General features: G+C 65.3%; 16 protein-coding genes and 2 pseudogenes. 8 read left to right on the top strand and 10 right to left on the bottom strand.

The genetic code is table 11. The features are described 5' to 3' along the window. Both A5766_RS07460 and A5766_RS07455 read right to left on the bottom strand, forming a co-directional pair. Positions 1-1,676, bottom strand: a 1,676-nt coding sequence (locus A5766_RS07460; RefSeq protein WP_156527406.1) for a cation-translocating P-type ATPase, incomplete at its 3' end; no start/stop codon positions are given. A gap of 121 nt (positions 1,677-1,797) precedes the next feature. Further along, positions 1,798-3,192 carry a carotenoid oxygenase family protein gene (locus tag A5766_RS07455; protein WP_064904094.1) on the bottom strand — a complete coding sequence of 465 codons (1,395 nt, stop codon included), beginning with the start codon at positions 3,190-3,192 and terminating at the stop codon, positions 1,798-1,800. A gap of 252 nt (positions 3,193-3,444) precedes the next feature. On the opposite strand from A5766_RS07455, the gene A5766_RS07450 reads away from it, so the two are divergent. Continuing rightward, positions 3,445-4,125: a YoaK family protein gene (locus A5766_RS07450; RefSeq protein ID WP_064904103.1), complete on the top strand. Its 681-nt coding sequence runs from the start codon at positions 3,445-3,447 to the stop codon at positions 4,123-4,125. Between the two features lie 31 nt (positions 4,126-4,156). On the opposite strand, the gene A5766_RS07445 is transcribed toward A5766_RS07450, so the two are convergent. Further along, on the bottom strand, positions 4,157-4,822 hold the full coding sequence (locus A5766_RS07445) for a phosphoribosyltransferase (RefSeq protein ID WP_064904092.1): 666 nt from the start codon (positions 4,820-4,822) through the stop codon (positions 4,157-4,159). A 15-nt stretch (positions 4,823-4,837) separates the two neighbouring features. Beyond that, positions 4,838-5,299 (bottom strand): nuclear transport factor 2 family protein, encoded by a 462-nt coding sequence (locus tag A5766_RS07440; RefSeq protein WP_064904089.1) that lies wholly within the window; start codon positions 5,297-5,299, stop codon positions 4,838-4,840. A gap of 101 nt (positions 5,300-5,400) precedes the next feature. On the opposite strand from A5766_RS07440, the gene A5766_RS07435 reads away from it, so the two are divergent. Continuing rightward, the gene (locus A5766_RS07435; protein ID WP_005201976.1) at positions 5,401-6,369 is read left to right on the top strand and encodes an ABC transporter substrate-binding protein; all 969 of its coding nucleotides are present in this window, start codon (positions 5,401-5,403) and stop codon (positions 6,367-6,369) included. A gap of 171 nt (positions 6,370-6,540) precedes the next feature. Here A5766_RS07435 and A5766_RS07430 read toward each other — a convergent pair whose 3' ends face one another. Then, positions 6,541-7,419, bottom strand: a complete 879-nt coding sequence (locus tag A5766_RS07430) for an SCO6745 family protein (protein WP_064904101.1) — start codon at positions 7,417-7,419, stop codon at positions 6,541-6,543. 158 nt (positions 7,420-7,577) lie between these two features. Here A5766_RS07430 and A5766_RS07425 point away from each other — a divergent pair, with 158 nt between their 5' ends. From A5766_RS07425 to A5766_RS07405, 5 genes and pseudogenes are all read left to right on the top strand, one after another. Then, on the top strand, positions 7,578-9,203 hold the full coding sequence (locus A5766_RS07425) for a DUF222 domain-containing protein (RefSeq protein WP_064904087.1): 1,626 nt from the start codon (positions 7,578-7,580) through the stop codon (positions 9,201-9,203). Between the two features lie 136 nt (positions 9,204-9,339). After that, entirely contained in the window at positions 9,340-10,029 is a 690-nt protein-coding gene (locus A5766_RS07420) for a TetR/AcrR family transcriptional regulator (protein ID WP_005201979.1), read from the top strand. Beyond that, positions 10,026-11,306, top strand: a complete 1,281-nt coding sequence (locus A5766_RS07415) for an MFS transporter (RefSeq protein ID WP_064861635.1) — start codon at positions 10,026-10,028, stop codon at positions 11,304-11,306. Before A5766_RS07420 ends, A5766_RS07415 begins: the two co-directional genes overlap by 4 nt. 212 nt (positions 11,307-11,518) lie before the next feature. Beyond that, a pseudogene (locus tag A5766_RS07410) lies at positions 11,519-13,637 on the top strand (neutral/alkaline ceramidase). Between the two features lie 247 nt (positions 13,638-13,884). Beyond that, positions 13,885-15,309, top strand: a complete 1,425-nt coding sequence (locus tag A5766_RS07405) for a guanine deaminase (RefSeq protein WP_156527407.1) — start codon at positions 13,885-13,887, stop codon at positions 15,307-15,309. Between the two features lie 90 nt (positions 15,310-15,399). Here the strand turns inward: A5766_RS07405 and A5766_RS07400 are convergent, their stop codons facing one another. Next, entirely contained in the window at positions 15,400-16,566 is a 1,167-nt protein-coding gene (locus A5766_RS07400) for a carboxylate--amine ligase (RefSeq protein ID WP_039854190.1), read from the bottom strand. A 373-nt stretch (positions 16,567-16,939) separates the two neighbouring features. Between A5766_RS07400 and A5766_RS07395 the strand changes: the two genes are divergently transcribed. Continuing rightward, on the top strand, positions 16,940-18,265 hold the full coding sequence (locus tag A5766_RS07395) for a hypothetical protein (RefSeq protein WP_064861634.1): 1,326 nt from the start codon (positions 16,940-16,942) through the stop codon (positions 18,263-18,265). On the opposite strand, the gene A5766_RS07390 is transcribed toward A5766_RS07395, so the two are convergent. From A5766_RS07390 to A5766_RS07375, 4 genes and pseudogenes are all read right to left on the bottom strand, one after another. Then, a complete protein-coding gene (locus A5766_RS07390) occupies positions 18,253-19,392 on the bottom strand; it encodes a hypothetical protein (protein WP_231894577.1) in 1,140 nt (379 codons plus the stop codon). The genes A5766_RS07395 and A5766_RS07390 overlap by 13 nt on opposite strands. A gap of 10 nt (positions 19,393-19,402) precedes the next feature. Continuing rightward, positions 19,403-22,017, bottom strand: a pseudogene (locus tag A5766_RS07385) (LuxR C-terminal-related transcriptional regulator). A 122-nt stretch (positions 22,018-22,139) separates the two neighbouring features. Continuing rightward, entirely contained in the window at positions 22,140-22,928 is a 789-nt protein-coding gene (locus A5766_RS07380; protein ID WP_082965472.1) for an ABC transporter permease subunit, read from the bottom strand. Further along, positions 22,928-23,845 carry an ABC transporter ATP-binding protein gene (locus A5766_RS07375; protein ID WP_064904096.1) on the bottom strand — a complete coding sequence of 306 codons (918 nt, stop codon included), beginning with the start codon at positions 23,843-23,845 and terminating at the stop codon, positions 22,928-22,930. The genes A5766_RS07380 and A5766_RS07375 overlap by 1 nt, the downstream gene beginning before the upstream one ends. Between the last annotated feature and the right edge of the window lie 277 nt (positions 23,846-24,122).

The following is a 24,122-nucleotide window of genomic DNA, read 5'->3' as shown; positions in this document are numbered from 1 at the left end:
AACTCTTCGTCGTCGAGTCGGTCGAGTTCGGTCCCGGTGATGCTGCCACCCGACGTCATACCGAGGTCGGCGACGACCTTGTCGGCCACCACCACGTTGTCACCGGTGGCCACCTTGACCGTGATGTGCAGGTTGTCGAGATCTTGAAGTGATTGTGCCGCCGATGTTTTCGGTTGGTCCAGGAACACGAGGAAACCGACAAGGGTCAGCTCACGTTCGTCGTCGTCGCCGATCGTGGTCTGAGTAGCCGGCATCTCCCGCGTGGCCAGCGCCACCACGCGCGAGCCCTGCGCGAACAATCGGTCGAGCGTCTCCTCGGCCTCCGGCCCGGTTCCAGTGCAGCGCTCGAGGATTCGCTCCGGTGCGCCCTTGACGGCGAGGGTGTGTCGGCCGTCGGGTCCCGCGGAGATCGCCGACGCCATCTGCCTGACGTGATCGAACGGCCGTGTGGCGATTCGGTGATAGGCGGCCACCCGGTCCGCGACCGGTCCGGCGCCTCGCCATAGCGCCGTATCGAGCTCGTTGCCGCTCGACGCCTGCGTGTCGGCGGCGTCGGTGGCCAGCAGTCCAGTGAGCAGCACGTCGTCGTCGGGTCGGCCGTCGGGAGCCTGCGCGCCGATCAGCGATATCCGCCCCTCGGTGAGGGTGCCTGTCTTGTCGGTCAGCAGGATGTCGATGTCGCCGAGGTCCTCAATCGCCACCAGACGTTTGACCAGAACCTTTTCCGCGGCAAGTCGCCGAGATCCGGCGGCAAGGGCGGTGGTCACGACGGCGGGCAGCAGTTGCGGGGTAATCCCGACCGCGATCGCGAGGGCGAAGAGCAGCGACTCGATGAGTGGCCGGCCCAGGATGAGGTTCGCAGCGATGATGAACACCGTCAGGACGATCGCCACCTGCAGCAGCAGCACCGAGAACCTGGACAGGCCCTTTTGGAACGCGGTCTGCGGCGGATCGCCACCGAGACCGGCTGCGACGGCACCGAATTCCGCGCGTGCTCCGGTCGCCACGACGATCCCGGTAGCGGTGCCCGACTGCACCACCGTCCCCATGTATGCGCAATTCGTGCGGTCGGCCAATGGCGTATCGGCGGGCAGCGGGTCGGTCTGTTTGGCGGCGGCCGTGGACTCGCCGGTGAGCACGCCCTCGTTGCAATCCAGATCGGTGACCTCGGTCAGCCGGATGTCGGCGGGCACGAGTTGCCCGAGCACCAGACGGACGACATCCCCGACCACGAGTCCGGTGACGTCGATCGTCTGCGCGGTGCCGTCACGGATCACGGTTGTGCTGTGGTGCACCCGGTCGTGCAGCGCTTCGGTGGCCTTCGCGGCCCGGTATTCGTTGACGAATCCACCCAGGACGCTCGCCGCGAGGATGATGCCGATCACCACCGCGTCGTTGCGGTCGCCGAGCGCAAAGGCGAGGACGGCCGTCGCGATCAGTAGCACCATCAGGGCGCTGCGGAACTGGTTGACCAGGATGTGCAGCGGCCGGACATGCACGGTATGCAGCGCGTTCGGACCGTCTCCCATGAGGCGGGCCGCGGCCTCCGCCGAGGTCAGGCCACCTGGACCGGTCTCGAGCGCGCTCGTGACATCGCTGGTCGTCGCCGCCCAGGCGTGCGCGACGATGTCCGACAATGCTCCGCTGCGGGGGCCGTCGGTAGACGGACCACTCATGCCGCTGATTCTGCTATTTCAGCGCCGCCTCCGATACCGGGGACAACTAATCGAGGTCCAAGGTCGCAGTAGTCGCGGACATGCGGCAGATCGCACTCTTCCCCGCCGACCGGCAGTGTGCTCACCCGGCCAGCCATGCCCCATGAAGGCCCGCAGGTACGCGCTGCGGCAGGTCGATGGTCGCGACCGGACCGGACCCGGGATCGTCGGCCGACAGCAGGTAGAACCGCGAGTGCATGTCCGCGGGGTCGGTGCCGATCGCGCCCCAGAAATCACCCTCGGCGCCGGGGATGAAGATCGGCTCGCCGATGGCCACGCCGGGTGTCCAGCAGTTTTCTGTGTCCGCGAACAGGTCGTGGAACCACAGACTGTCCTGGTCGCCTGCGTCGCCCGGCCCCTTGGCGACGGTCGCGATGCGGCGATGATCGCGGGTCAGCAGTCGGTCGTCGACACGCGGGAACTCCATATTGGTGTCTTTTCGACTGAGCGCTGTGCGCGAGAGTCGTCCGTTCGGGTGCACCACGGCCCTGTTCAAGGTCGACGACGCCGGGCTCGACTCCGTCGCGAAACCGCCGGGGTACGTCCACTCCACGTAGTCGACGGTCACCGAGCCGTCTGGGTTGTCGAAGGCGTTGGCGAAGTGCCACACCCAGAACGGGTCGGTCGTGATCCACCGCACCGCACCACCGTCGCGGGGAATGAGCGCAATGCGACTGCCATCATCTGGACGCCACGAGAGCAACGAGCCACCGGTCATCACGGCTTCCAGGTCAAAGACCAAGGGGCACAGGAACAATACGATGTAGGTGCTCGTGATGGCCATGTCATGAATCATCACCGCGTCGGTGAGACCTTCGACGGGTGTCGGCTCCACCTCCGTGGTGCCATCAGCGTTGATCACCGACCACGTGAGGTACGGGGCCTCGAGCGTGTAGTTGAACAGCACGAGCTCGCCGGTCGATGGATCCAGCTTCGGGTGTGCGGTGCTACCCACGCGCATCGCGCCGGAGCAATCGGTCCGACCAAGTGTCGCAAGGTCTTTGGCGTTCAGTAAATACGGCTGATCGGCCTCGGCCATCGCCATCAGCTTGCCGGCATGCGAGACGATGTTGATGTCGGGGAGCTCTCGGACGGTCCCGGCGAGCTTGTCTCCCACCTCGTCCGCCGGAGGGGTGTACCCGTCGGTGATACCCGACCAGATCGCATGTCCGGCAGCCTCTTCCGCCACCACCATGGGCGTCCGCACGAAGCGATTCATGTACGACGCACGCCCGTTCTCGATACTGATGCGGTGCACCATGGCGTCGCCGTCGAGGGGGTAGACGTACGACCCGATCGGATCGAACCGCGGGTTTGGTCCATTGCGCAGATAGCTCCCGGTCAGCGACTCGGGCAGTTCACCTGTCACCGGCAGGTCGGCGACGTCGACCTCGGTTCGCTGTGGCGCAAAGATCCCGGCGAGGTGATTGTGGTGGGTGAGTTCCACGGGTGCCGGTCGGGTCGGTGTGGCAGTCATGGTATCCACTCTCTGTCGAGCCACTTACCAGGATAAGTCGCGAGTCCACTCGCCGAGCGTCATACGCGACTTCTCTCGCATCTGTGTGCACCTGGACAAGCTTGCCGACGCGCGCGATGAATCCGACTGACATCACGATTCACGACGAGTGCGGCTACTGTGTCACCACGCGCAGTCACCATGCACGCCTCGGCGCGAGGTACCGGCGACCCGTCCGCCACGACTACGCACGACATCTGGAAGGTTTCGGCGATGGCAGCAGCACAGTCGTTCCTTCCGCCGACTCGGGGCGAGGTCGGACTCATCAGTGCTGTGCTGATGACCGTCGTCGGTGGGTACGTCGACGCCTTCCTCTATCTGCGGCACCAGGTGTTCGGATTCGCACAAACCGGCAACGTCGTGTTCCTGGCGGTCGGGTTGGTCAAGGGAGACGAATGGGCCAAGTTCGCCTGGCCGTTGCTGGCCTACCTTGCGGGTCTCGTTGCCGCCCAGGTGCTTCGCACGCTGGTCCCGACACTCCCGGCGCGCGCTCTCGGATCGGTGCTCGTCTTCCAACTCGTCGTCTTCACTGTGCTGGCATGTCTGCCGTCGAGCGCGCCTGCCGCGCTGTTCGTGATCCCCTTGTCGTTCGTGGGAGGGGTGCGGCTCGAACTGTTCCGCACTGCGGGCGGAATCTCGTTCGTGAGTATCGCGACAACGGGCAACCTGATGCGGTTCGTCGCCGCGGCAGCAGACCTCGTACGCGGAAGGTCGTCGGCGCAGGTCCGCGCCGCTGTCGCCACCGTTATCGTCGTGCTCGCCTTCCTTGTTGGCGCACTCTGCGGTGCGGGCGTTGCCCAGACGATCGGCCCGGCGCTGTGGGGAGCGGTACTCCTCGAGGCTCTCGGCCTCGCCGTCTTCGTCGCACAGGTGCGTACGCGGCCAGGCGCGTGACCGTGGAGCGTCACCCAGCTGCGGTCCCGCATCATCTGTCACGTAGGCAGCTCACCACGTCATCGTCAGGGACCTGGCCGAACCCGCCATACGAAAGGCCCACGGCACGAAAGGGTTCGGGAACATCGACGGCCACCACACGGTCGATGTCCGGATCGTCTGCGAATCTGCGCAGAGCGTCGCGCGGAGCGGTCGGCACGGCGATCATGACGCCGGCGGCGCCCGCCGCCCGAACGGCACGCGCGGCAACCGCCATCGTGGCACCCGTCGCGATCCCGTCGTCGACCAGGACGACGAACCTTCCGTCGAACGAATACGGTTGCCGTTCTTGGCGATATCTCGTCTCTCGCTCGACGCGCAGCGCGTCTTCACGCATCACGATCTCGTGCAACTGCCGATCCGACACCCCTAGCCGCCGCGGCACGTCGTCGACCACGAACACCTGCCCCGCCGCCAGCGCACCCATCGCGTGCTCCGGCTGTCCGGGAGCTCCGAGTTTGCGCACAACCAGCACCTCGAGCGGCAGGTTGAATGCCCCGGCGACCTCACGAGCGACGGGCACACCACCCCGCGCGAGGCCGACGATCAGCGGAAGTGGTTGCTCCGCAGACAAACCCGGTACGACGCCGCCGGTCTCGCTGATACGGCCGGCCAATGCGCGGCCGGCGTCGGCCCGATCCGCGAAGAGGCGTGACATCACGGGTCCTCGAAGTCACGACGACGCGGCAAGCGTGATCGCCTGGCCAACTGTGACGGAGAAGCTCGGTACGTCCTTCAGATCGATCGTCGCCTCGTACGTCCGGTCGTAGCCGGTCGCGCAGATGCGCCAGCCGTGGTCGGTTCGGCGGTAGGTATCCGCATAGAAAGCCGCTCCGATCATCATGAAGGAGAACTCCGGCACGATGACACGATCCTGCAGATACCACCGACCGGTCGCCGAATCGCCGTCGACGACGATCTCGGGATGATCGACGCGATGCTCGGTGATGACACCCGGTCCGACCGAGCTGCGCATGTACCCGACTAGTTCATCTCTGTCACCGAAGGACAGCTTCTCGCCATAGTCGCCGGTGACGTCCTCGGTGAGCGTCGCGGCGAATGCATCCCAATCCTTGGTGTCGAGTCCCCGCAGGTAGCGGTACTTGAGCGCCTTCACTTGCTCGAGATCGTCCATGCCCAACGTCTACTCCGCGCCGCCCGTCGGCGGGGGCGTTTGGGCACAACCGATCGCGCTATGCCCTACCGCACAAAACGGACATCGGTTAGGTTTGCCTAATGCGATTCACCTTTGGCCGTCTCGCGGTAGTGCTCGCGGCAGTGTCACTGATAGTCGGAGCCTGTTCGAGCGCCGATTCCGATTCCGATTCGTCATCGTCGTCGCCGGCCGGGCCGGTGACGATCACACATCAGTACGGCACCACCGAGATCCCCAGCACTCCCAAGCGTCCCGTCACGTTGAACTGGACCTGGGCAGACTCTCTGATCAAGCTCGACATCCCGATCACCGCAGAGTTCGTGCTGGAGGGCTACTCAGGCGAGAACAACCGATTCGAGTGGACGCCTGAGCATTCGTCGACCGTCGTGCCCTACACAGCGACGCCGGATATCGCGACCCTCGCGAAGTACAAGCCGGACGTCATCCTGGCCGGCTTCCTGCCCGACAAGGCGTCGTGGGAGCGCCTCCAACAGATCGCCCCCACCATCCCCGTACTCAAGCAGGGCACCCAGGTGGACAGCTGGGAGGATGTGACCACCACGGCTGGCGAGATCTTTGACAAGCGAAAACAAGCCGCCGATGCTGTCACAGAAGTCAATGATGAACTCGCACAAGTCAAGTCGGAGTACCCGAAGGCTCAAGGCAAGACGTTCTCGTTCGCTCAGTTCACTCACGAGAATCAGCTCGGCGTGATCACCTCCGACAACGACGCCGCGTCGAAGCTGATGGGTCAGATGGGTTTGGTACTCGACCCGACGGTGAAGTCGTTGTCCCCCAACGGCGATCGCACTCTTGTGTCCCCTGAGCGGATCGACGTGCTCCGCTCGGACCTGCTGATTCTCTGGCCACTGGCGGGAGGACCCGAGGCCTTCGAGAAGGTTCCGGGCTTCACGTCACTACCCGCAGTACAGCGCGGCAGCACTGTGTACCTGGACAACAACAACGCGGCAGCCTTCAGCAGCCCGTCGATCTACTCCGTGCCGTGGGCGATCAAGAAGGTCGAACCCGCCCTGGCCAGGATTCAGTGACATGCACGATTCAGTGACATGCACGATTCAGTGACATGCACGATTCAGTGACATGCAAGCCAGAGACTCTCGCGGACAGACGATTCGCGTGAGCCTGTCCGTCGGCGCCGCCCGGTTCAACGCCGACGGGGATCAGGTCCGGGATCAGGTCAGGAGAATCGGATCACCCAGTTACTTCTTCTTGGTTTCCGGAAGCACGCCCGCGTCGATCACGGCCTTCACATACGGTCGGGAACGCACGAGTAGTTCGTCGACATCCTCACTCGCCCATGCCAAACCAGTGATGGCATCGGTCTCGGCTTCGATCGCGCGGTAGAGATCGAGGCCGGCCGCGGTCAGCTCGTGCCCGTCGTCGACCCTGGTGGCAAGCCCACGCTCGACGAGCCTGGCAACCGACGCCTCCCACGCCTTGTCCGACCAGCCGCGGGTCAGCTGGGCGAGTCGTCGACCCAATGCTCGACGTCGAATCGTCTGGTCGGGCAGCCCTGCCTCGTGAAAGGTTGCCGCGTCGATTCCGTCGAGACCGTTCTGGACGAGTACCGCAATGTGGTTGTCTCCCCACCACTCTCGCAGCACCGACAGCGCGTGCCAGAGCGCGAGATGGGCGGAATTCGGTGGCGTCAGCCCCGCCCACGCCGCCGCAAGCGGCCTGCCTCCCATCGGGAGGTTCGACGCGATGTCGTGGTAACGTTCTGCGAGAGAAGCCATTTCAGGTTCGACGACCCGCTCGCCCAGTATGTCGCGGAACTGTGCGTCGAGCATCTGCTCTCGGCGCGCGGCAACCTTGTCGAGACCGACCTTGCGCGCAGACTCCCAGGCGTTGGTGATCAGCTCGGGCGCGAAGTTGTAGAACGACGAGACGACGACCGGGCCTGCACAGTCGCCCAGCGGCGCGCCGCGTGCTCCGACATAGAATGCATGCGCGTCGAGGCCCAGATCGTTCTGTGCCGCAGTGAGTCCCGGGTTGAAGTAGGCGAGGACGTGGAACGGCTCGAGAGTTTCATACGCCAACCTGGCGCGGGCGGCTGCGGTGTCGTCGACGGTGACCATGCGCTCCACCCTCGCGGCGGGAAGGCCCCGCGTCAAGGATGGCGTCGACGAACCGGCCCGGGAAGTTTGCTCAACAGCCAGACAGATTCTCCTTGACATGTCCGATTTGACGGGTACGTTGGATGTAGAACATAAGTTCGATACCGGAGACGGGCGGCATGGGGACCGAGACTTCAGACATCCACGAGGGGCAACCAACGGGCGACGATGATGCGTCGAATCCTGTTGCGCTGTATGAACAATTGCATGCATTGCTCGACCAGCTCGACGTCGTCGATACCAGTGGCGCAACGGAAGCCGAGGTGGCGGCCACGGCGATCGAGCACGAGCGCGCGGTGCGCAGAATGATCTCGATCGGCAACAGTCGAATCATGGATGTGTCCAATCGTGCGGCCTATCGTGCTGTCGGCAAACACTCGTTGTCCGACTTCATGATGGGCCCGCTGCGCCTACACGACGCAACCAAGCGCAGAGGGCAGATCCTTGCCCTCGAAGAGACCTTCACGATCACCGGCGACACGATGCCCCCTACCTACCCTCTGCTCGCCGACGCCTTGCGCAGCGGCGCACTCGGTGCCGATCACCTCACCGCAGCACTCACTGTTCTGAACAAGATCCCGCAGGGCATCGATGCGGAACAGCTGACCCGCGCCGAAGCCGAAGTTGCCGGGTTCGCACAGAATCTCGCGCCGCGCCAGATTCTCGCCGCAGGCAATCGTCTGCTCGCCTACCTCGACCCGGACGGCACGATCACCGACGACAACGACCGCAAGCGTCAGCGCCGCCTCACCATCGATAATCAAGACACACAGTCGATGTCACGAATTCTCGGCACCCTCGATCCCACAACCCGCGCGATGCTCGATACAGCACTCGCAGCGTGGGCGGCACCCGGAATGAACAATCCCGACGACGAGGCCTCTCCCACCGGCAGCAACGAGTTCGCCGATGCGGGCGCGCTCAAGGAGGCAGCGGCCCGCGACACTCGCACCCAGTCGCAGCGCAACCACGACGCGCTCTCCGCAATTCTCAGGGCAGTCCTCGACGGCGGGCTGCTCGGCGCCAGTCATCGCGGACTTCCGCCACACCTCGTCGTACGCATCTCCGACACGCAGCTCCGTGAGTACGCGGGCTACGGACAGACCACTACCGGCGCCGACATCCCGATGCCCGACTTGATCCGGTTGGCCGCTCAATCGGTCATGCACCTGGCCGTGTTCTCCGAGCACACCGGCGCGCCTCTCTACTTCGGCACAGCCAACCGCCTCGCAAACGAGTCGCAGCGGTTCATGCTGTTCGCGCAGTACGGCGGATGCTCCATGCCCGACTGCCCCCGCCCCTTCAGTCACTCCGAAATCCATCACGCCGAACAGGATTGGGCAAAGGGCGGACGCACCGACATCGACGAGCTCGCACCGGCCTGCGGACCCCACAACCGCGCGGTCGGCGACGGCCCCGGGCAGTTCACCACAGAGAAGATCCCCGACGGCCCCGATCGCGGGAGATACGGTTGGCGATCCAACCCCGACCCGGCGTTCCCGGACAGAGAAAACACACTGCGCACCAACAACATTCACGATCTCGACGCGATCATCGACGAGAAACTCGAGCGATGGCGAGCCGAGCTGACGCCGCCAGCCGCGGTACCAGAATCCCCATTTCCACCGCCTTCATATCCGCGACCCATCGACGACTACACCTACCCCGAGGACGTCGCCGACGAGATCGTGCGCATGCTGCACGACGGCAGCCTGATCACCGTCGGCGAACTCGAACCCGTCTGACGGCGGCGCCGATTGCGGCGCGGTTAAATCGCCGCGCTCCTGTTGCGGATTTCGAGCGAATCCCGCACATTTGTCGACAGTTGATCGTATGGTCAACTCGCACCGACAGATGACCAGGGGGGATTCGTTGCGTCGAATGACTTTCGAGGACCGGCGGCAAGCGCTGGTCGATGCCGCAGTCCGCGTCATCGCACGAGATGGGCTTGCCGCTGCGACGACCAGGGCGATCGTCGGCGAGGCAGGGATGCCTCAGGGCGCGCTCTTCTACATCTTCTCCTCCCGCGATGCGCTGATCACCGAGGTCATCACGCACATCACCGAGCAGGAGCGCCTCACCGCGGTGTTGTCTGCCGACATGGTCGCCGAGGACGCGAGCCTCCACGAGGTGCTCAGCGAAGCCATGCTCGGCTACCTGCGCATGCTCGAAGAGGACCCAGCGCGTGAGCTCGCGCTCCTCGAGGTGGCGACACACGCGATCCGCCACGATCGCGCAGCCGTCAACAAGCAGTGGCAGACATACCGCAGCGCCGTCGCCGACGCACTGAGCTACCTGGCCGACCGCATGTCGATCACGTGGGAGCTACCGCTGACGCAGGTCGCCCATCTGGTGACCTCCGCGATCGACGGCCTGACGCTGTCGTGGCTGACCGACCGCGACACCGAGGCTGCGCGCCGCAATATCGACGTACTCGCCACCGCGATCGTCACGCTCGCCGCACCGACAGCGGGCTCCGCGGCGGCACCGGAAGCACAGTCGGAACCGGACACACATGCAGCACCGGAAGCACCGGAAGCACCCACAGCACCGGAGACCGACGCACGGTGACTCTCGATCACGACGCCCACCACAGTCCGACGACCCCGTGGCAACGCGTATCGTCGAAGTGGGTCGGCCTCTTCGGACTCTCCTGGCTCGGCATCTGGCTCGCGCAACTCGCGCCATTCCAGCTCACTCTTCCCAACCAGATCAACGACTGGCTCGATATCGGCACCAACGTCGACGAAAGCAATTGGCAGCGAAGCGTTCTCACATTCGGTGTGGTATCGGGTATCTCCGCGGTGTTCGCGCTCGTCGCATTCCCACTCACGGGTTCCCTATCAGATCGCACGACGAGCCGCTACGGACGACGTCGACCGTGGATCATCGGCGGCACCGCGTTGTTCGCAGCGGGGCTCATCGGACTTGGCTTCTCCGACAACATCATTGCGATAACCATCGGGTGGTGCGCGGCGCTGACCGGCTTCAGCGCCGTGTCGGCGGCCCTGACCGCTCTGATCAGCGACCAGGTTCCCGTCTTCCAACGCGGCGTCGTATCGAGTTGGGTGTCGGCCCCGCAGGCGATCGGCGTGATCATCGGTATCGCGCTGGTGTCGGCGTTCGGGCTCGGCTTCCTCCCGTCGTACGCGCTTTTCGCGGTCGTACTGATCGCCTGCGTCGCACCGTTCGTGATGTACCTCGACGATCCACCCATCCCGCGTCACGACAAAGGCAGGATCAGTCTGCGCGCCGTCGTATCCGAGCTGTGGGTCTCGCCACGCGAGCACCCCGATTTCGGGTGGACACTACTCGGCCGCGTGTTGGTGAATCTTGGTAACGCCCTTGGTACTTCGCTGCTCTTCTTCTTTCTGAAGTTCGGCATCCACTCCACCGACGCCGACAACGACATCCTGCTGGTGACAGCGGTCTACATGGTGTTCGTCGTCATCAGTGCGCTGGTGTCAGGCAAGCTGAGCGACATTGTCGGGAGACGAAAGCCGTTCGTCCTCGCCGCGGGCGTGTCGCAGGGTGCCGCGGCTGTCTGCATCGCAGTCGTCGCCGACCTCCCCATGACGATGGTCGCGGCCGCACTGCTCGGCGCTGGTTTCGGCGCGTTCCTCGGTGTCGACCAGGCGCTGGCAACACAGGTTCTCCCCGACGCCGAGCACAACGGTCAGGACCTGGGAATCATGAACATCGCGATGGCCGTTCCGCAGGCGCTCGGACCTCTGGTCGGCGCCGCAATCGTCGAGGTAACCGGCGGTTTCAGTGGATTGTTCGTCGCGTCAGCAGTTTTCGGAATCCTGGGCGGCGTGTCGGTTCTGCTGGTACGCAGCGTGCGATAGATCGCCCGGCGCCGCCGCCATACCCGTTGGCCCACAGCATTTCCCATTGGCCAACAGCATTTCCCATTCGCCCACACCACTCCGCACCCATTCACAACACTTAGCACTCATTCACAACGCATCCACGTGTCCACTCATCGACAACAGCCACTAATCCACAACGCATCCATCGTCCATGCAGTCGAACGTCCACATTTCACCAGGGGGTCGAGATGAGCACCAACGCATCCCGCGGAACGCCGCACCACACTTCACACGACGACGCCGCACCGAGCGAAGTGAGCCGCCGCGGATTCCTCGGCGCCTCCGCGGCGGCTGTCGGAGCAGGCGTGGTCGGGATCGCCGTGACAGGCTCACTCGGAGCCGGAACAGCAACGGCCGCACCGTCGTCGGGCTATCTCGTGGGGGCGGGCAAGGGCGATCTCACCGGCGCCATCGCAGGCCAGGGAATGATGGGCTACTCCGACCTCAGCCAGGTCGCCACCGGTCTGCTGCAACGCGTGTGGGCGCGCGCCTACATCATCGCCGACGCCGCGTCGGGCAAGCGCATAGTGTTCGTCAACGCCGATCTGGCCTGCCTGTTCGAGTCCCACCGCGTAGGCGTGATGGACGAACTGCGCCAACGATTCGGCAACCTCTACACCGAGGACAACGTCAATCTCAACGCCACTCACAACCACAACACGTGCGGCGGAACCGCCTGGGACTACGCGTATACGCTTGCAGCGTTGGGTCATCGGGAGAACTCCTACCGCGCTGAGGTGGCTGGCCTCGTCGACGCAATCGTGGCTGCCCACCACTCGCTCGCGCCGGGCACACTCGAGCTCGGGCATTCCGAGCTACACGACGCCAGCGCCAACCGATCGCTGCAGGCGTTCGTCAACAATCCGACTCCCGATCGTCGACACTTCCCCGAGCACATCGATCCGCAGGTCACTTCGCTGCGACTTCGTCAGGGCGGCAACGTCATCGGCGAGATCACCTGGTTCGCCACACACGGCACGTCGTTGACCGACGCCAATACGTTGATTTCGATCGACAACAAGGGCTATGCGTCGTACCTCGCCGAGCAGAGCAACCCCGACGTCGTCGCATCGTTCCCGCAGACGAACGCGGGCGACATGACTCCGAATCTCGCTGTGCGCAAACTACATCCGTCCGGGCCGACCGAGGATCACCGCGCCAACTGCACGATCATCGGACAGCGACAGTTCAAGGCCGGCGAACGAGCATTCGCCGCGGCGCTCGCTGACCGGCGGGCTGTCCTACGCCTACCGTTTTCTGAACCTTTCCGACATCGCGATCGACGGCGCTTACACCCCTGATGGACGCGCGGCACGTACGAGCCCCGCCATCATGGGTGCCGCAGCGGCGGCGACGAGCACCGAGGACAACACGCGCAGCCAGCTCTCCTTCCTGAAGGAGGGCACCGTACTGCCCTTCGCCGCAGCGCTCGGCGCGACGTCGAAAGTCACTCCGCCCGAATGGGTTCAGCAGGTCCAAGCACCGAAGCTGCCGTTGTTCCCCCTCGGCTACATGCCGCCTCACCCGTGGATTCAGCAGATTCTGCCGATCCAGCTGATCCGCATCGGCGATCTGGTGCTCGCAGCAGCACCCGCCGAGTTCACCATCACCGCGGGGCTGCGCGTGCGTCGGATCGTGGCGGCGGCATTCTCGTTGCCATTGGAAAACGTTCTGCTGCAGGGATACTCGAACGGCTACAGCCAGTACGTCACCACTCCCGAGGAGTACCTCTCCCAGCAGTACGAGGGCGGCGAGACCCTCTTCGGTCGGTATACCCTGTGCGCATACATGCAGGAATTCGACAGGCTCGCACGCGAGATGGCAGCCGGGAAGCGGTCGTCACGCGGCCCGAAGCCGCCGGACCAGCGCGGACCTCAACCCGATCTGCTGACCCCGGTACCCGCCGATACCCCCATCAGTGGTCGACGCTTCGGCGACGTCGTGCGTGGACCGAAGACCTCATACCGGTCCGGTGAGACGGTGTCGGTCGAGTTCTGCGGCGCGCACCCCTCGAACAAGGTGCACAGGGTGCGGCAGGGAAGCAGCGCGGCCAAGGACGGCTACTTCGTCGTCGAACGGTACGAGGCGGGTCGCTGGGTCGCGGCCGCCGACGACAACACCTGGGGCACCGAACTCGCCTGGAAGCGACCCTCCGGGAGTTCGACGGCGTCGAGCGTGACCATCCGTTGGACGACCGGCTCCGGAGTTTCGGGGCGTCACCGCATCCGGTACTTCGGCGACGTCAAGCGGGCCGGCGGCGCGCTGTCGTCGTTCGTCGGGACGAGTCCCGCCTTTGACGTGAAGTGATGCCGTGGCCGCACCGCATGACCGGCCTGACGAGGTGACGGGTCCGACGCGATGACAGGCCCGGCGCGATGACAGGCCCGGCGCGATGACAGGTCCGGCGCGATGACAGGTCCGGCGCGATGACGCACGGCCCGACAGGCCGAACCGTCGAACCTGTGGTTGGGTTGTGCGCGTGAATGCCCCCGACGTGACAGGCCCCGGCACGGCAGCGAATCCCGGCACCGCAGGAAATCCCGGCACTGCACCGATTCGTGGCACGGGAACACATCGTCGTGTCCATCGGGGACGCATCATGCACATCGCAGGCTCGCCGACGGTCTCCGAGGCCGACTCTGCGCTCGTCGACATCCCCGACGGTGCGCTGGTCATCACCGCCGAAGGGTTGATCGACTTCTGCGGCCCCTTCGACGAACTGTCCGCGCTGCCCGGGGACGTCGTCGTCGACCATGGCGATGCCTTCCTGCTTCCGGGATTCGTCGATGCCCACGTGCACTTTCCGCAGACCTACGAGCTCAACGCGTACGGCGGCGGCCAGTTGCTGGAGTGGCTGAACAACTGCATCTTTCCCGCGGAGTCGCGACTGGCCGACCCGGTGTTCGCCCGCACGATCGCGCGCGACTTCACCCGCGCCAGGATCGCCGCGGGCACCACGGCCGCGATGGTGTTCGGTTCGGCCTTCCCCGTGGCGCAGGACGAACTATTCGAGGCGACCCGGCGCGCCGGGCTGCGCATCGTCAGCGGTCGCGGCATCCAGACCCAGGGCCCGGACTCGGCTGCCCCGCTGATGACCTCGGAGTCAGACGCGATTGCACTGACAACCGCCGAGATCGACCGGTGGCACGCGGCCGACACCGGAAACCCCGACACCGCTCGGCTACTCACCGCGATCGTGCCGCGCTTCACGCTGTCGGTGACAACGCAGACCCTCGCAGCGCTCGGAGAGCTGTACGCGCAGGTACGCGACCGCGGCGTCTACGTCCACACGCACCTCAACGAGAACAATCGGCCCGGCACCGGCGAGGTCGACCTGGTAAAGCAACTCTTCGACGTGGAGTGCTACCTCGACACCTACGACGGCAAGTTCCTCCCCGGTTCGGCCGTCGGGGGCGAGAGCCTGCTCGGCAGGCGCACCGTTCTGGCCCACTGCGTCCACTGCACCGACGCAGAGTTGGCCCGGATGGCAGAGACCGGCACGTCGATCGCGCATTGCCCGACGTCGCAGTTGTTCCTCGGCTCGGGCACCATGCCGTGGAACCGCACCGTCGACGCGGGCGTGACCATCGCGCTGGGCAGCGACTGCGGAGGTGGCGACGAATGGCTCATCTCGAAGGTCGCAGGCGACGCCTACAAGGTGCACATCTCCGAGCCCGGCGAGGCAAGCGTCGCAATGCATCCGGCGCAGATGTTGTTCAGCGGAACCCTCGCAGGCGCACGGGCTCTCGACGCCGAATCACGCTTCGGCAACTTCGACGTCGGCAAGGAGGCCGACTTCCTGGTGATCGACCCACAGCAATGGCCGCCGCTGGAACGGATGCTACGCAACGGAGTTCGCGACGACGACCCGCAAAGAGCGCGCGACCAAACACTTTTCGCGCTCCTGATGGGCATGCGCGAACCTGCGATCGCCGAGGTCTACGTCGGGGGCGACAAGGTCGACGCCGACGCGGTGTGAAGCACGGCGCGGTGTGAGTTCTGCGCGGTCTGAGGGCCGAAGCGGTGTGAGTTTCTACGCGGTGTCAGTGCTTTCGCGGCCCGGCGTAGCTCAGATCGGGTGGCCGTCCCATTCGTGGTCGTGCATGAAGCCCTCGGCGAGACCGACGTGGTAGCGGCGGCAGTCACGCAGGATCGACGCGTAGGCGACAGGCAGCATGATTCCGGGTTTCATATCTCCACGCTCGAAGATGACGTCCTCGTAGGAGTGAAAGTCCTTCCAGAACTGGCGCATCGACCGCCCCTGGCGTGATGCCTTCGTCCAGCCGTAGAGCAGCATGCCGAGGCCGATCATGCGGTCGACGTCGGAGTCGGGAACGATCAGGTCGTCGTTGTCGCCGAAGAACGCTGCGGGAACGTCATTGTGGGGGCGGAACATCATGATCCCGCTCGTCGACCGCGGGTTGCACTCGATGCAGTAGATGCTGCCGTCGGCGCCCTCGATGAAGTCGAACCCGGCTTGTCCGGTAAAGCTCTGCGCCGCAACGAATTCGGTGATCCAGTCAAGGATCGGTTGGTGTTCGATGGAGGTGAACGACAGGCACGAGCTGCCGCCGATCGCATAGCTGACGGGGTACGTGGCGTGCGCGTTGACTTTGCCGTCGCGGCAGACCGAGTAGGTGCAATACCGCTTGCCTTCCATCCACTCCTGGGCCAGCCACGGATTCGTCGAATCGTATTCGACCCAATCGAGATTCTGTCCGGGAGTGATCTTGTGTACTTTCTGCGACCCGCGCGAGTAGCACTGCTTGAACGCGAACGGAACGTCGAAGTCGAGGGCTGCGGCGTCGTCGGGTCCTTCGACGACGGCGAACTTCAGTGTCGGAATGCCCAGGGAGACCAGCTCGCGCTGAAAGTCGTATTTGTTGTGCAGCTTGTTCTCGGTGTCGAAGTCGGACAGGAACACTTCGCACTCCGGGGGAAACAGTCCCACCATCATCGACAGGATGTCGGTTTCCTCGTGGATGGGAATGACCATGTCGACTTTCTCGTCGACGACGATGCGAGCGAGTTCGCGGCAGTAGTCGCGGGGCTCGAACTTTGGTGCAGGCACCTTGTGAAATGCGTCGACCGAGTTGGAGAAGCGGCTGACACCGATCGGAATGCTGTCGACGACGGTCACCCGATGACCTGCCGCCGACATCAGCCTCGCCAGGTTCAGCGTGAGGAAAGAGCGGCCGAAGGTGATCAGGACGTGCTTCTTCGGGGATGTCGCCACATCGCGAGTCTAGTCAGTGGTCCCCGACCGTCCGACGCGGGCGGGATGACAGTCCTCCCATCGGCGGCGATAGACCTCGAGACGGGCGCCGATCAGGGCACCGATCAGATTGTCGGTACCTCAGTGGATACTGAGAGCGGAATAATAACTCGCTTGCCGACCGTTAACCGATGAGTTGTGGTTATCGGGGGAGTCTCTACTGCACGACCGCTGGCGATCGCACAACCGCTGCGATTGCACAAACGCTGTGATTGCACGACCGCTGGCGATTGCACGAGCCAGTGCCCGACGACTCCTCGGCTCCCGTCCACTGGGCGCGAGTCGGGTGGGCTGACCGGATAACGAACCGCGAATAGGACGAGAGGTAGGTCGCATGTTCCTCATCGGCGTCATCGCGGCGAGCCTCGCCGCGGTGGCTTACGGCATGTCGACGGTGCTGCGCGCCCTCGGGGCTCGTCGTGCCGCGCAGACCGAGCGTGATGAGGGTATCGAGACCACCAACGCCGCAGGTGGGCCGACACTTCGCTCCACGGCGTCGACCTTCGTCGACCCGGCGTTCATCCTCGGTACGGTCCTGGTGACTGTTGGATTCGCCGGCGGCGCTGTCGCGGCCCGCTACCTGCCGCTGTTCTTGTCGCAGACGATCGTCTCGGCCAACCTGGTGATCACGGCACTGCTGGGCACCATCATGCTCAACATTGCGCTGCACACCCGCGATTGGGTCGCCATCTGGCTCGTCGTGTTCTCGCTGTGCCTTCTCGGCATGTCGTCGTCGCATCAGACGGGCGATTCCGGTGGTTACTCATTCCACTGGCTGTTGTTCTTCGCCACCATCGTCCTGAGCGTGCTGGCGCTGCTGTCGGTGTACCGACTCGGCCGACACGGCGCTATCGCCGGTGGCGCTGCCGCAGGCCTGCTGTTCGGTGTCATCGCCATCGCCGTGCGCATCCTCGACGGCATCCACCCCTTCGACCCCGTCCGACTGCTCCTCGATCCCGCAGCGTGGACCATCGCGGTCGCGGGAGCCGTCGGATTCTTCGTGCAGACCGTCGCATTGCAGCTCGGCGCTGTCAATGGCGTCACCGCGGTGCTCGTGGTCGGCGAAACGGCAGGTCCGAGCCTCATCGGCGTCATGTTCCTCGGCGATCAGGCCAAGCCGGGCCTCGGTTGGCTTGCGCTGGTCGGTTTCGTCGGAGCTGTCGTGGGAGCCGTGCTTGTCGCCTGGTACGGCTCCGGAGATCCCGACCACTTCGGCGAGGCACCCCCGATGAAGGGCGGGTGGCGTCGCGGACGTGAAGACGATGAGTTCGACGACGAGTACGACGAGGGCGAGTTCGAAAGCGATCAGTTCGAGAGCGGCGAGCTGCGCTCAGATATGACCGCGTCCGATGAGATCGACTCCTTCGGATTCGCGCCCGCCGACTTCGACGACGATGACTTCGACGACCAGGACTTCGACGACGAGGACTTCGACGGCGCGGACTTCGACGACAAGGACCCCAGCGGTGACGAGGGCCGCAGCGTTACTCAGGGCCAGAGCATTGCCGCGGGCCGCAGCGCTACTCAGGATCACAGCGTCGGTGACAGCCAGAGCATCGACGGTGGCCGCGCTGGTGACGGCTCGGTCGCGAGGTCGGACATCGACTTCACCGATGTCGACCTCGACGATCGGCAGCACTCGCAGCGCTACTCGCGCTGATCGGTGTCCTCGACCTCCTGAACGTCTAGCTGCTTGCCGCCCGCCGCTTGGCCGTCTGTGTCCCGGGCGTCTGCCTCTTGGCCGTCGGCGTCCCGACCGCCCGCCTCCTGGCCGTCTGCGTCCCGAGCACCCGCCGCGAGAGCGATCTCGCCCGGCCCCCTGTCCCCCTGGCCCCTGTCCCCCTGGCCGCTGTCCCCGTATCCCTGCCCGGTCTCGCCCTGGCCCGCCGCCACGCGCACGGCGGCCCGCAGATTGCGGATGGCGCCGAGTCGCCATGCGGTGGCGAACCACATGATGATCACGAACGGCGCGATGATCAGCATCGACCACAGGTAGCTGTTGTTGGGCATGACGTCGGAGATCACCTGCGCTCGTGACACGCCGTCGACCTCTGCGGGCAACCATGCCTCGAGGATGTTGCGCGTGAGTTTGACCGGCGCGAACGGGCCGGCACTCGACGCGATATAGAACGAGGTCAGCACGATCGCCAACGACCCGAGCCATCCGATAACCCTGACCTGGGAGCCCAGGATCTCCGCAGCCGTCCTGATCGACTCGACGGTGAAGCCCAACATCAGCACCAGGAGCAGACACGCGACCTGGGCGGAGAGCAGTTCCTCTATGACGGACGATTCGTCGTCGCTCGACGCCATGCTCGGCAATCCGATTGCCAACGAGATCAGCCCCGAGATCAGTGCGACGAGCGTGACAGAGCTGGCCGCGCCCTCGATCCGGGCGAATGAACCGCGCATCGCACCCTCGGTCGCCGCACTCGCCACCTTCGGACCGACGTCGTAGACGATCAGCACGACGAGTCCGGAGATCAGCGCACTCAGCAGCCACGCAACCGTCGTGGTGCACACGGCCGCCAGCGCGAAGGAGCCGATCAGCGGGCCGAACAGGCTGTCGGCGCTATCGGACAGACGTGTTCCGACGAGCGGCAGGACCCCGACGGTCGCGATGACGAGCCAACCGGCGAGAAGCGGACCGGAGAACTCCGAAATCTCGACGGCGTCGAGGTCGGGATCGCGACCTCGGATGACATGCCATTCGGCGGCCGTCAGTTGTCGCAGTCCGCTTCCCCACCGCGTGCGGTCGCTCTCGGCTCCGGGCCGTGTGTTGCCCACGTCCACCAGATTAGGTATCGACCGCCCGCTGTTGGGTGAGGATCGCCGCGATATCGGCGCGGTCGGTCACGTCGAGCTTCACGCAGGCACGGTAGATGTGCCCCTCCACTGTGCGCACGGACACCACGAGGCGCTCGGCGATCTGCTTGTTCGAGAGTCCGGCGGCGACGAGGTTGGCGATCTCGCGTTCGCGCGTGGTGAGCGGCAACGGTTGTGCCGCACGCTGCAGCGCAGGCGTTCGCAGGCCCCCGCACGACGCCGAGATACGGTCGGCCATCGCTGCCGACGCGACCGTCGCGGAACGGTGTGAAGCGTTGTCGTGCAACACACTTGCCTGCGCGGCCGAGTCGGCTGCCGACAACAGATAGCCCAGCTTCTCGAAATCCGCAGCACACAGATCGAGTTCGACGCCGTCGCCATCGGCACTTGCCCGCGCGTGCCGCGCATAGAGACCGACGAGCGGACCGTCGACGATGTCGCCGAGTTCAGCGAGCCTGTTCGCCACGGAGGTGTCACCGAAACGTGCAGCGGTATGCAGTGATTCGGCTTCGACCGCGAACTGCCCTGTCTCACGAGCCTGCTCGGCCGCATCATTGGCGAGGGTGATCGCAGTGGTGATCATCCCGGCGGATGCGGCTTGGCAGGCGGCAGCGACACCGAGCATCGGCCCGAACACCGCAACCTGCCTGCCGTAGTGCTCGCGGGCTCGGGTGAGCGCGACGTCGGCGTCGTCGGGCAATCCCATTGCCGACAGCGATTCGATGAGGAACAGGTAGGCGGGGAAGTTCCAGGTTGCCGAGTATTCGTCGGTGTCGAGCGTCGCGAGGGTCTGCTCGATGCGTCGTGTGACGGCGGTGCACTTTCCGCGCGCTAGGTCGACAGCGGCAACGAGTTCTCCCGCCATCGCCCAACCGAGGTACTGCGCGGTGTCGGCGAACGTGGCGTACCGCTGTGCTGCGACCTGAGCGTCGTCGAGGCGGCCGGTGAGCGTGAGCGCGAGTACCTCGCCGATGCCCGCCGGAAAGCGCAGCATCCCATCGGTTTTCGCCTCGGCGTCACGTGCCTGGGCCGCAAGGGGCGCGACGTCGTCGCCGCGTCCCTGTAGCGCGCGGGCGAGCATGCCGCCGAACGCCGCCCACTCGACTGCCCAGGGCAGCGGAGACGACGCCGCGAGCACACCGTCGGAAAGCTCGACCGCACGCGCGAGATCGTTCTCGAAAAGCGCACACGCCGACCGATCGCGTCGACGATCGGCGTGAGCAGGGGCTCGGTGACACGCGCACGCACTTCGTCGAGCAACTCGTCGGCGCGTTTCGAATCGCCCATGGCCCAGAACATGTTTCCGACGCGCAGGACGCCGATGCGGGTGGCTCTGATCTCATCGAGATCGGCGAGTCGGTACTGCGCGAGTAGCTGCTCCGCTTTGTCGGGTTGGGCCTGCCACATCAACGCTCGGGCGAGCAGCTCCGCCTCGTCCGCACCGCCGCCGTCGGCGATTGCCGCACGCGCGAACCGCTCGCCCATCGGGACCTGTGCCAGGTTGAGCGCGTCGCGGGCCGCCGAACCGAGCAGTGATGGGTCGATGGCACCGACGTCGCTTTCAAGGGCCAAGTCGGCGAGGCGAATACGGGCCGCGGGCGTGTCCTTGGGACGCGAATCGAGTGCCCTGACGAGTGCGCCGCGGAGTCGGCGCGACGACGCGAGTCCGAGTCCGTGCCGGATGACCTCGCCGAACAGCGGATGGTGGAACGAGACGTTGAGGCTGCGGCCGTCACGCGTGATGCGGACGAGGCCGTCGATCTCGGCTTGTTCGACGGCCTCCTCACTGGCGAGGTCGGATAGGACGTCGATGTCGAGGGGTTCGCACAGGCTCAGGTACTTCAGTGCGGCGAGGACGTCGGGCTGCAGTTGTTCGACGCGTCCGGCGAGGAGCGACGCGAGCTCGGAGGTGATCGCAGCGCGCCCGCGAAGCTGCCACACACCATTGACCTGCCGCAGGGTTCGCGCAGCTCGCGCACCTTCGACGAGGTGTCGCAGGAACAGGGCGTTGCCGCCGGATGCCTCCCACATGCGGTCTGCGGAATGCTCTTCGAGCTGGCCACCGAGGACGGACTCGATGAGTTCGACGCTCTGCTCTTTGGTGAACGGCGACAACGTGATTCGAATGAGGTGATTGTCTTTCCAGAGCGAGGTGACGGCGTCGGGTACGGCCTCACCGCTGCGCACGGTCGCGACGATCTGCACTGCGCGGTCGATGGCGAGTTGATGGAGCAGCGTCGCCGACAACTCGTCGAGGAGGTGCGCGTCGTCGACTCCGATGATCGTATCGCCCTCTGCGAGAAGGGTTTCGCGCGCTGCTGACAGGTAGGTCACCGGGTCGCTCGACACCGCGGGACCGACGAGATGCGCGAACACTCCCAGCGGAATCGACCGAGCCGACTCGGTGCCCGCAACCCAGCGCACCCCGGTTTCGGTGCCCGCTGTGACCAGCCGCGCGAGCGTCGTCTTACCGACTCCCGAATCGCCCGTCAGCACCACCCCACACACCGAACCCCCCGGATTCAGCGCGGACTGGATCGTGCGGAATTCCTGCTCCCGCTCGATCAGTGGCCAAGTGCCTTGCATGGGTCACGAGTTTAGTCACTGACCTGCGACTCTCCGACACGACGAGACAAGGCTGTCCCCTGAACGGAGTACCCGACGGGGCCTGGCTGGTCTCAAGGGTTTGGCTGGTCTGACGGGTCTCGCTACCCGGCGTCGCGTCGATTCACCAGAAGCACGCCGACCGCGAAGACGATCGCCGCGAAGACCCCGAAGTAGACCAGCGAGACCCACGAATTCCAGTGGTAGCCGTCGCCGGGAAAATCGCCGTCGAGGAATCGAGAGCCGTTGCGGAACGGGAGAAATGGTCCGATCCGACGCCCGACGACCGGCAGGGCCGCGGCAACGTTCTCGAGGACTAGCATCCACACCAACACCACCGAGACCGCACCCGCGGTCTGTCGCACGATGGCACCGACACCGATCCCCACGATGACGCACAGTGCCGCCCAGACCGCCGTACCCCAGATCTGTCTGATCACTTGCTCGCTGCCGAGGTCGAGAGCGGCGGAGCCGTTCAACGCTTTCACGAGCAGAACACTGCACAACGACAACGGCACGACGACGACAAACGTCAACGCGACGTACACCAGTGCCTTCGCGCACAACACATTCTGGCGACGAGGGGTTGCCAGGAACGACGTGCGGATGGTCCCGAAGCGGAACTCGGTGGTCACGCCGAGTACCGCCATGATCATCAGGATGACGACTCCGAAGAAGTTCACACCGATCAGATAGACCGACGCCGCGCTGCTCTGGTCGAACGATCCGTCGGTGCCTGCGCCCTCGGGTTGATCGGCGACCCCTCCTGCACCGCGGGTCACGAGCGCGATCAGTCCCGCGATACCAAGACCGAGTACGACGACCGCCGCAATGCACCACCACGGCGCACGGGTGCTCGTCAGCTTGATGCGTTCAGCCCGCACCGCGCCCATCAGTGCTGCCCTCCCCGATAGTCGATCGACTCGGCTGTGGCTGCCATGAAGACTTCTTCGAGCGACGGGGTGTCGGACACCAACTCGTGCAACCCGATTCCCGCAGCCGCCGCGACGTCGCCGACCTGGTCGGTCGTGGCGTCAGCGACGGTGAGATACACCCGGCCGTCCTGGGCGGCGACCGGGGTCACCGCGAGCCCAGCGGCCTCGAGTGCCCGGTGGAGTTCCGCCGGTTGCGGGGTACGTACCCGGGCCACCGGGCGCGCCCGCGCGGTGAACTCCGAGATCGAGCAGTCGGCGATCAGCCTGCCCCGGCCGATGACGACCACATGGTCGGCCGTCAACGACATCTCGGTGAGCAGATGGCTCGATACGAACACCGTCCTGCCCTCTGCGGCCAGCGCCCGCATGAAGTTGCGGACCCAGACGATGCCTTCCGGGTCGAGTCCGTTCACCGGCTCGTCGAAGACCAGAGTGTGCGGATCGCCGAGCAGTGCGCCCGCGAGCCCGAGTCGCTGCGACATACCGAGCGAGAATCCGCCCGCCCGCTGGTCTGCGACGGATGTCAGGCCGACCATCTCGAGCACCTCGTCGACCCTGCCGACCGGGATGTCGTTGCTCGCGGCCATCCACCGCAGATGATTGCGCGCGCTTCTGTTGGGGTGCACCCACTTGGCGTCGAGGAGCGCGCCCACTTGGCGCAATGGATGGTCGAGTTCGCGGTAGAGGCGGCCACCGACGGTCGCTGTTCCCGACGTCGGCCGGTCGAGACCGAGGATCATGCGCATCGTCGTGGATTTCCCCGCCCCATTGGGCCCGAGGAATCCGGTCACGCGCCCCGGCGCGACGGTGAAACTCAGGTGGTCGACGGCGGTCACGCCCCCGAAGGTCTTGGTCAGATCGGCCGCGGCAAGCATTGCCTCGACCATAGCAATCGAGGGCTACCCGCTGGCCCGGGTTGCCGCGCCGCTGGTGATTTCGACTCGGCAACTCGCTGCGCTCGCGGCCGGCTCAATCAGCGGGAAAGGGCAACTCGCTTCGCTCGCGGCCGGCTCAATCAGCGGAAAAGGGCTACATCCGCTCGTCGGGGTTGCCCCCACCGCTGGTCGAGCGCTATCCGCTGGTCGAGCCTGTCGAGACGGTGAGGATGGGAGTGCGGCTTGATCGAGTGTTCTGACTTTTGTCGAGACTGAC

It is taken from the genome of Gordonia sp. 852002-51296_SCH5728562-b, assembly GCF_001665475.1.
In the GTDB taxonomy this organism is placed as follows: domain Bacteria; phylum Actinomycetota; class Actinomycetes; order Mycobacteriales; family Mycobacteriaceae; genus Gordonia; species Gordonia sputi.
Note: the sequence above shows the minus strand (reverse complement) of the source record. Positions and strands in the feature narration are given on the sequence as shown.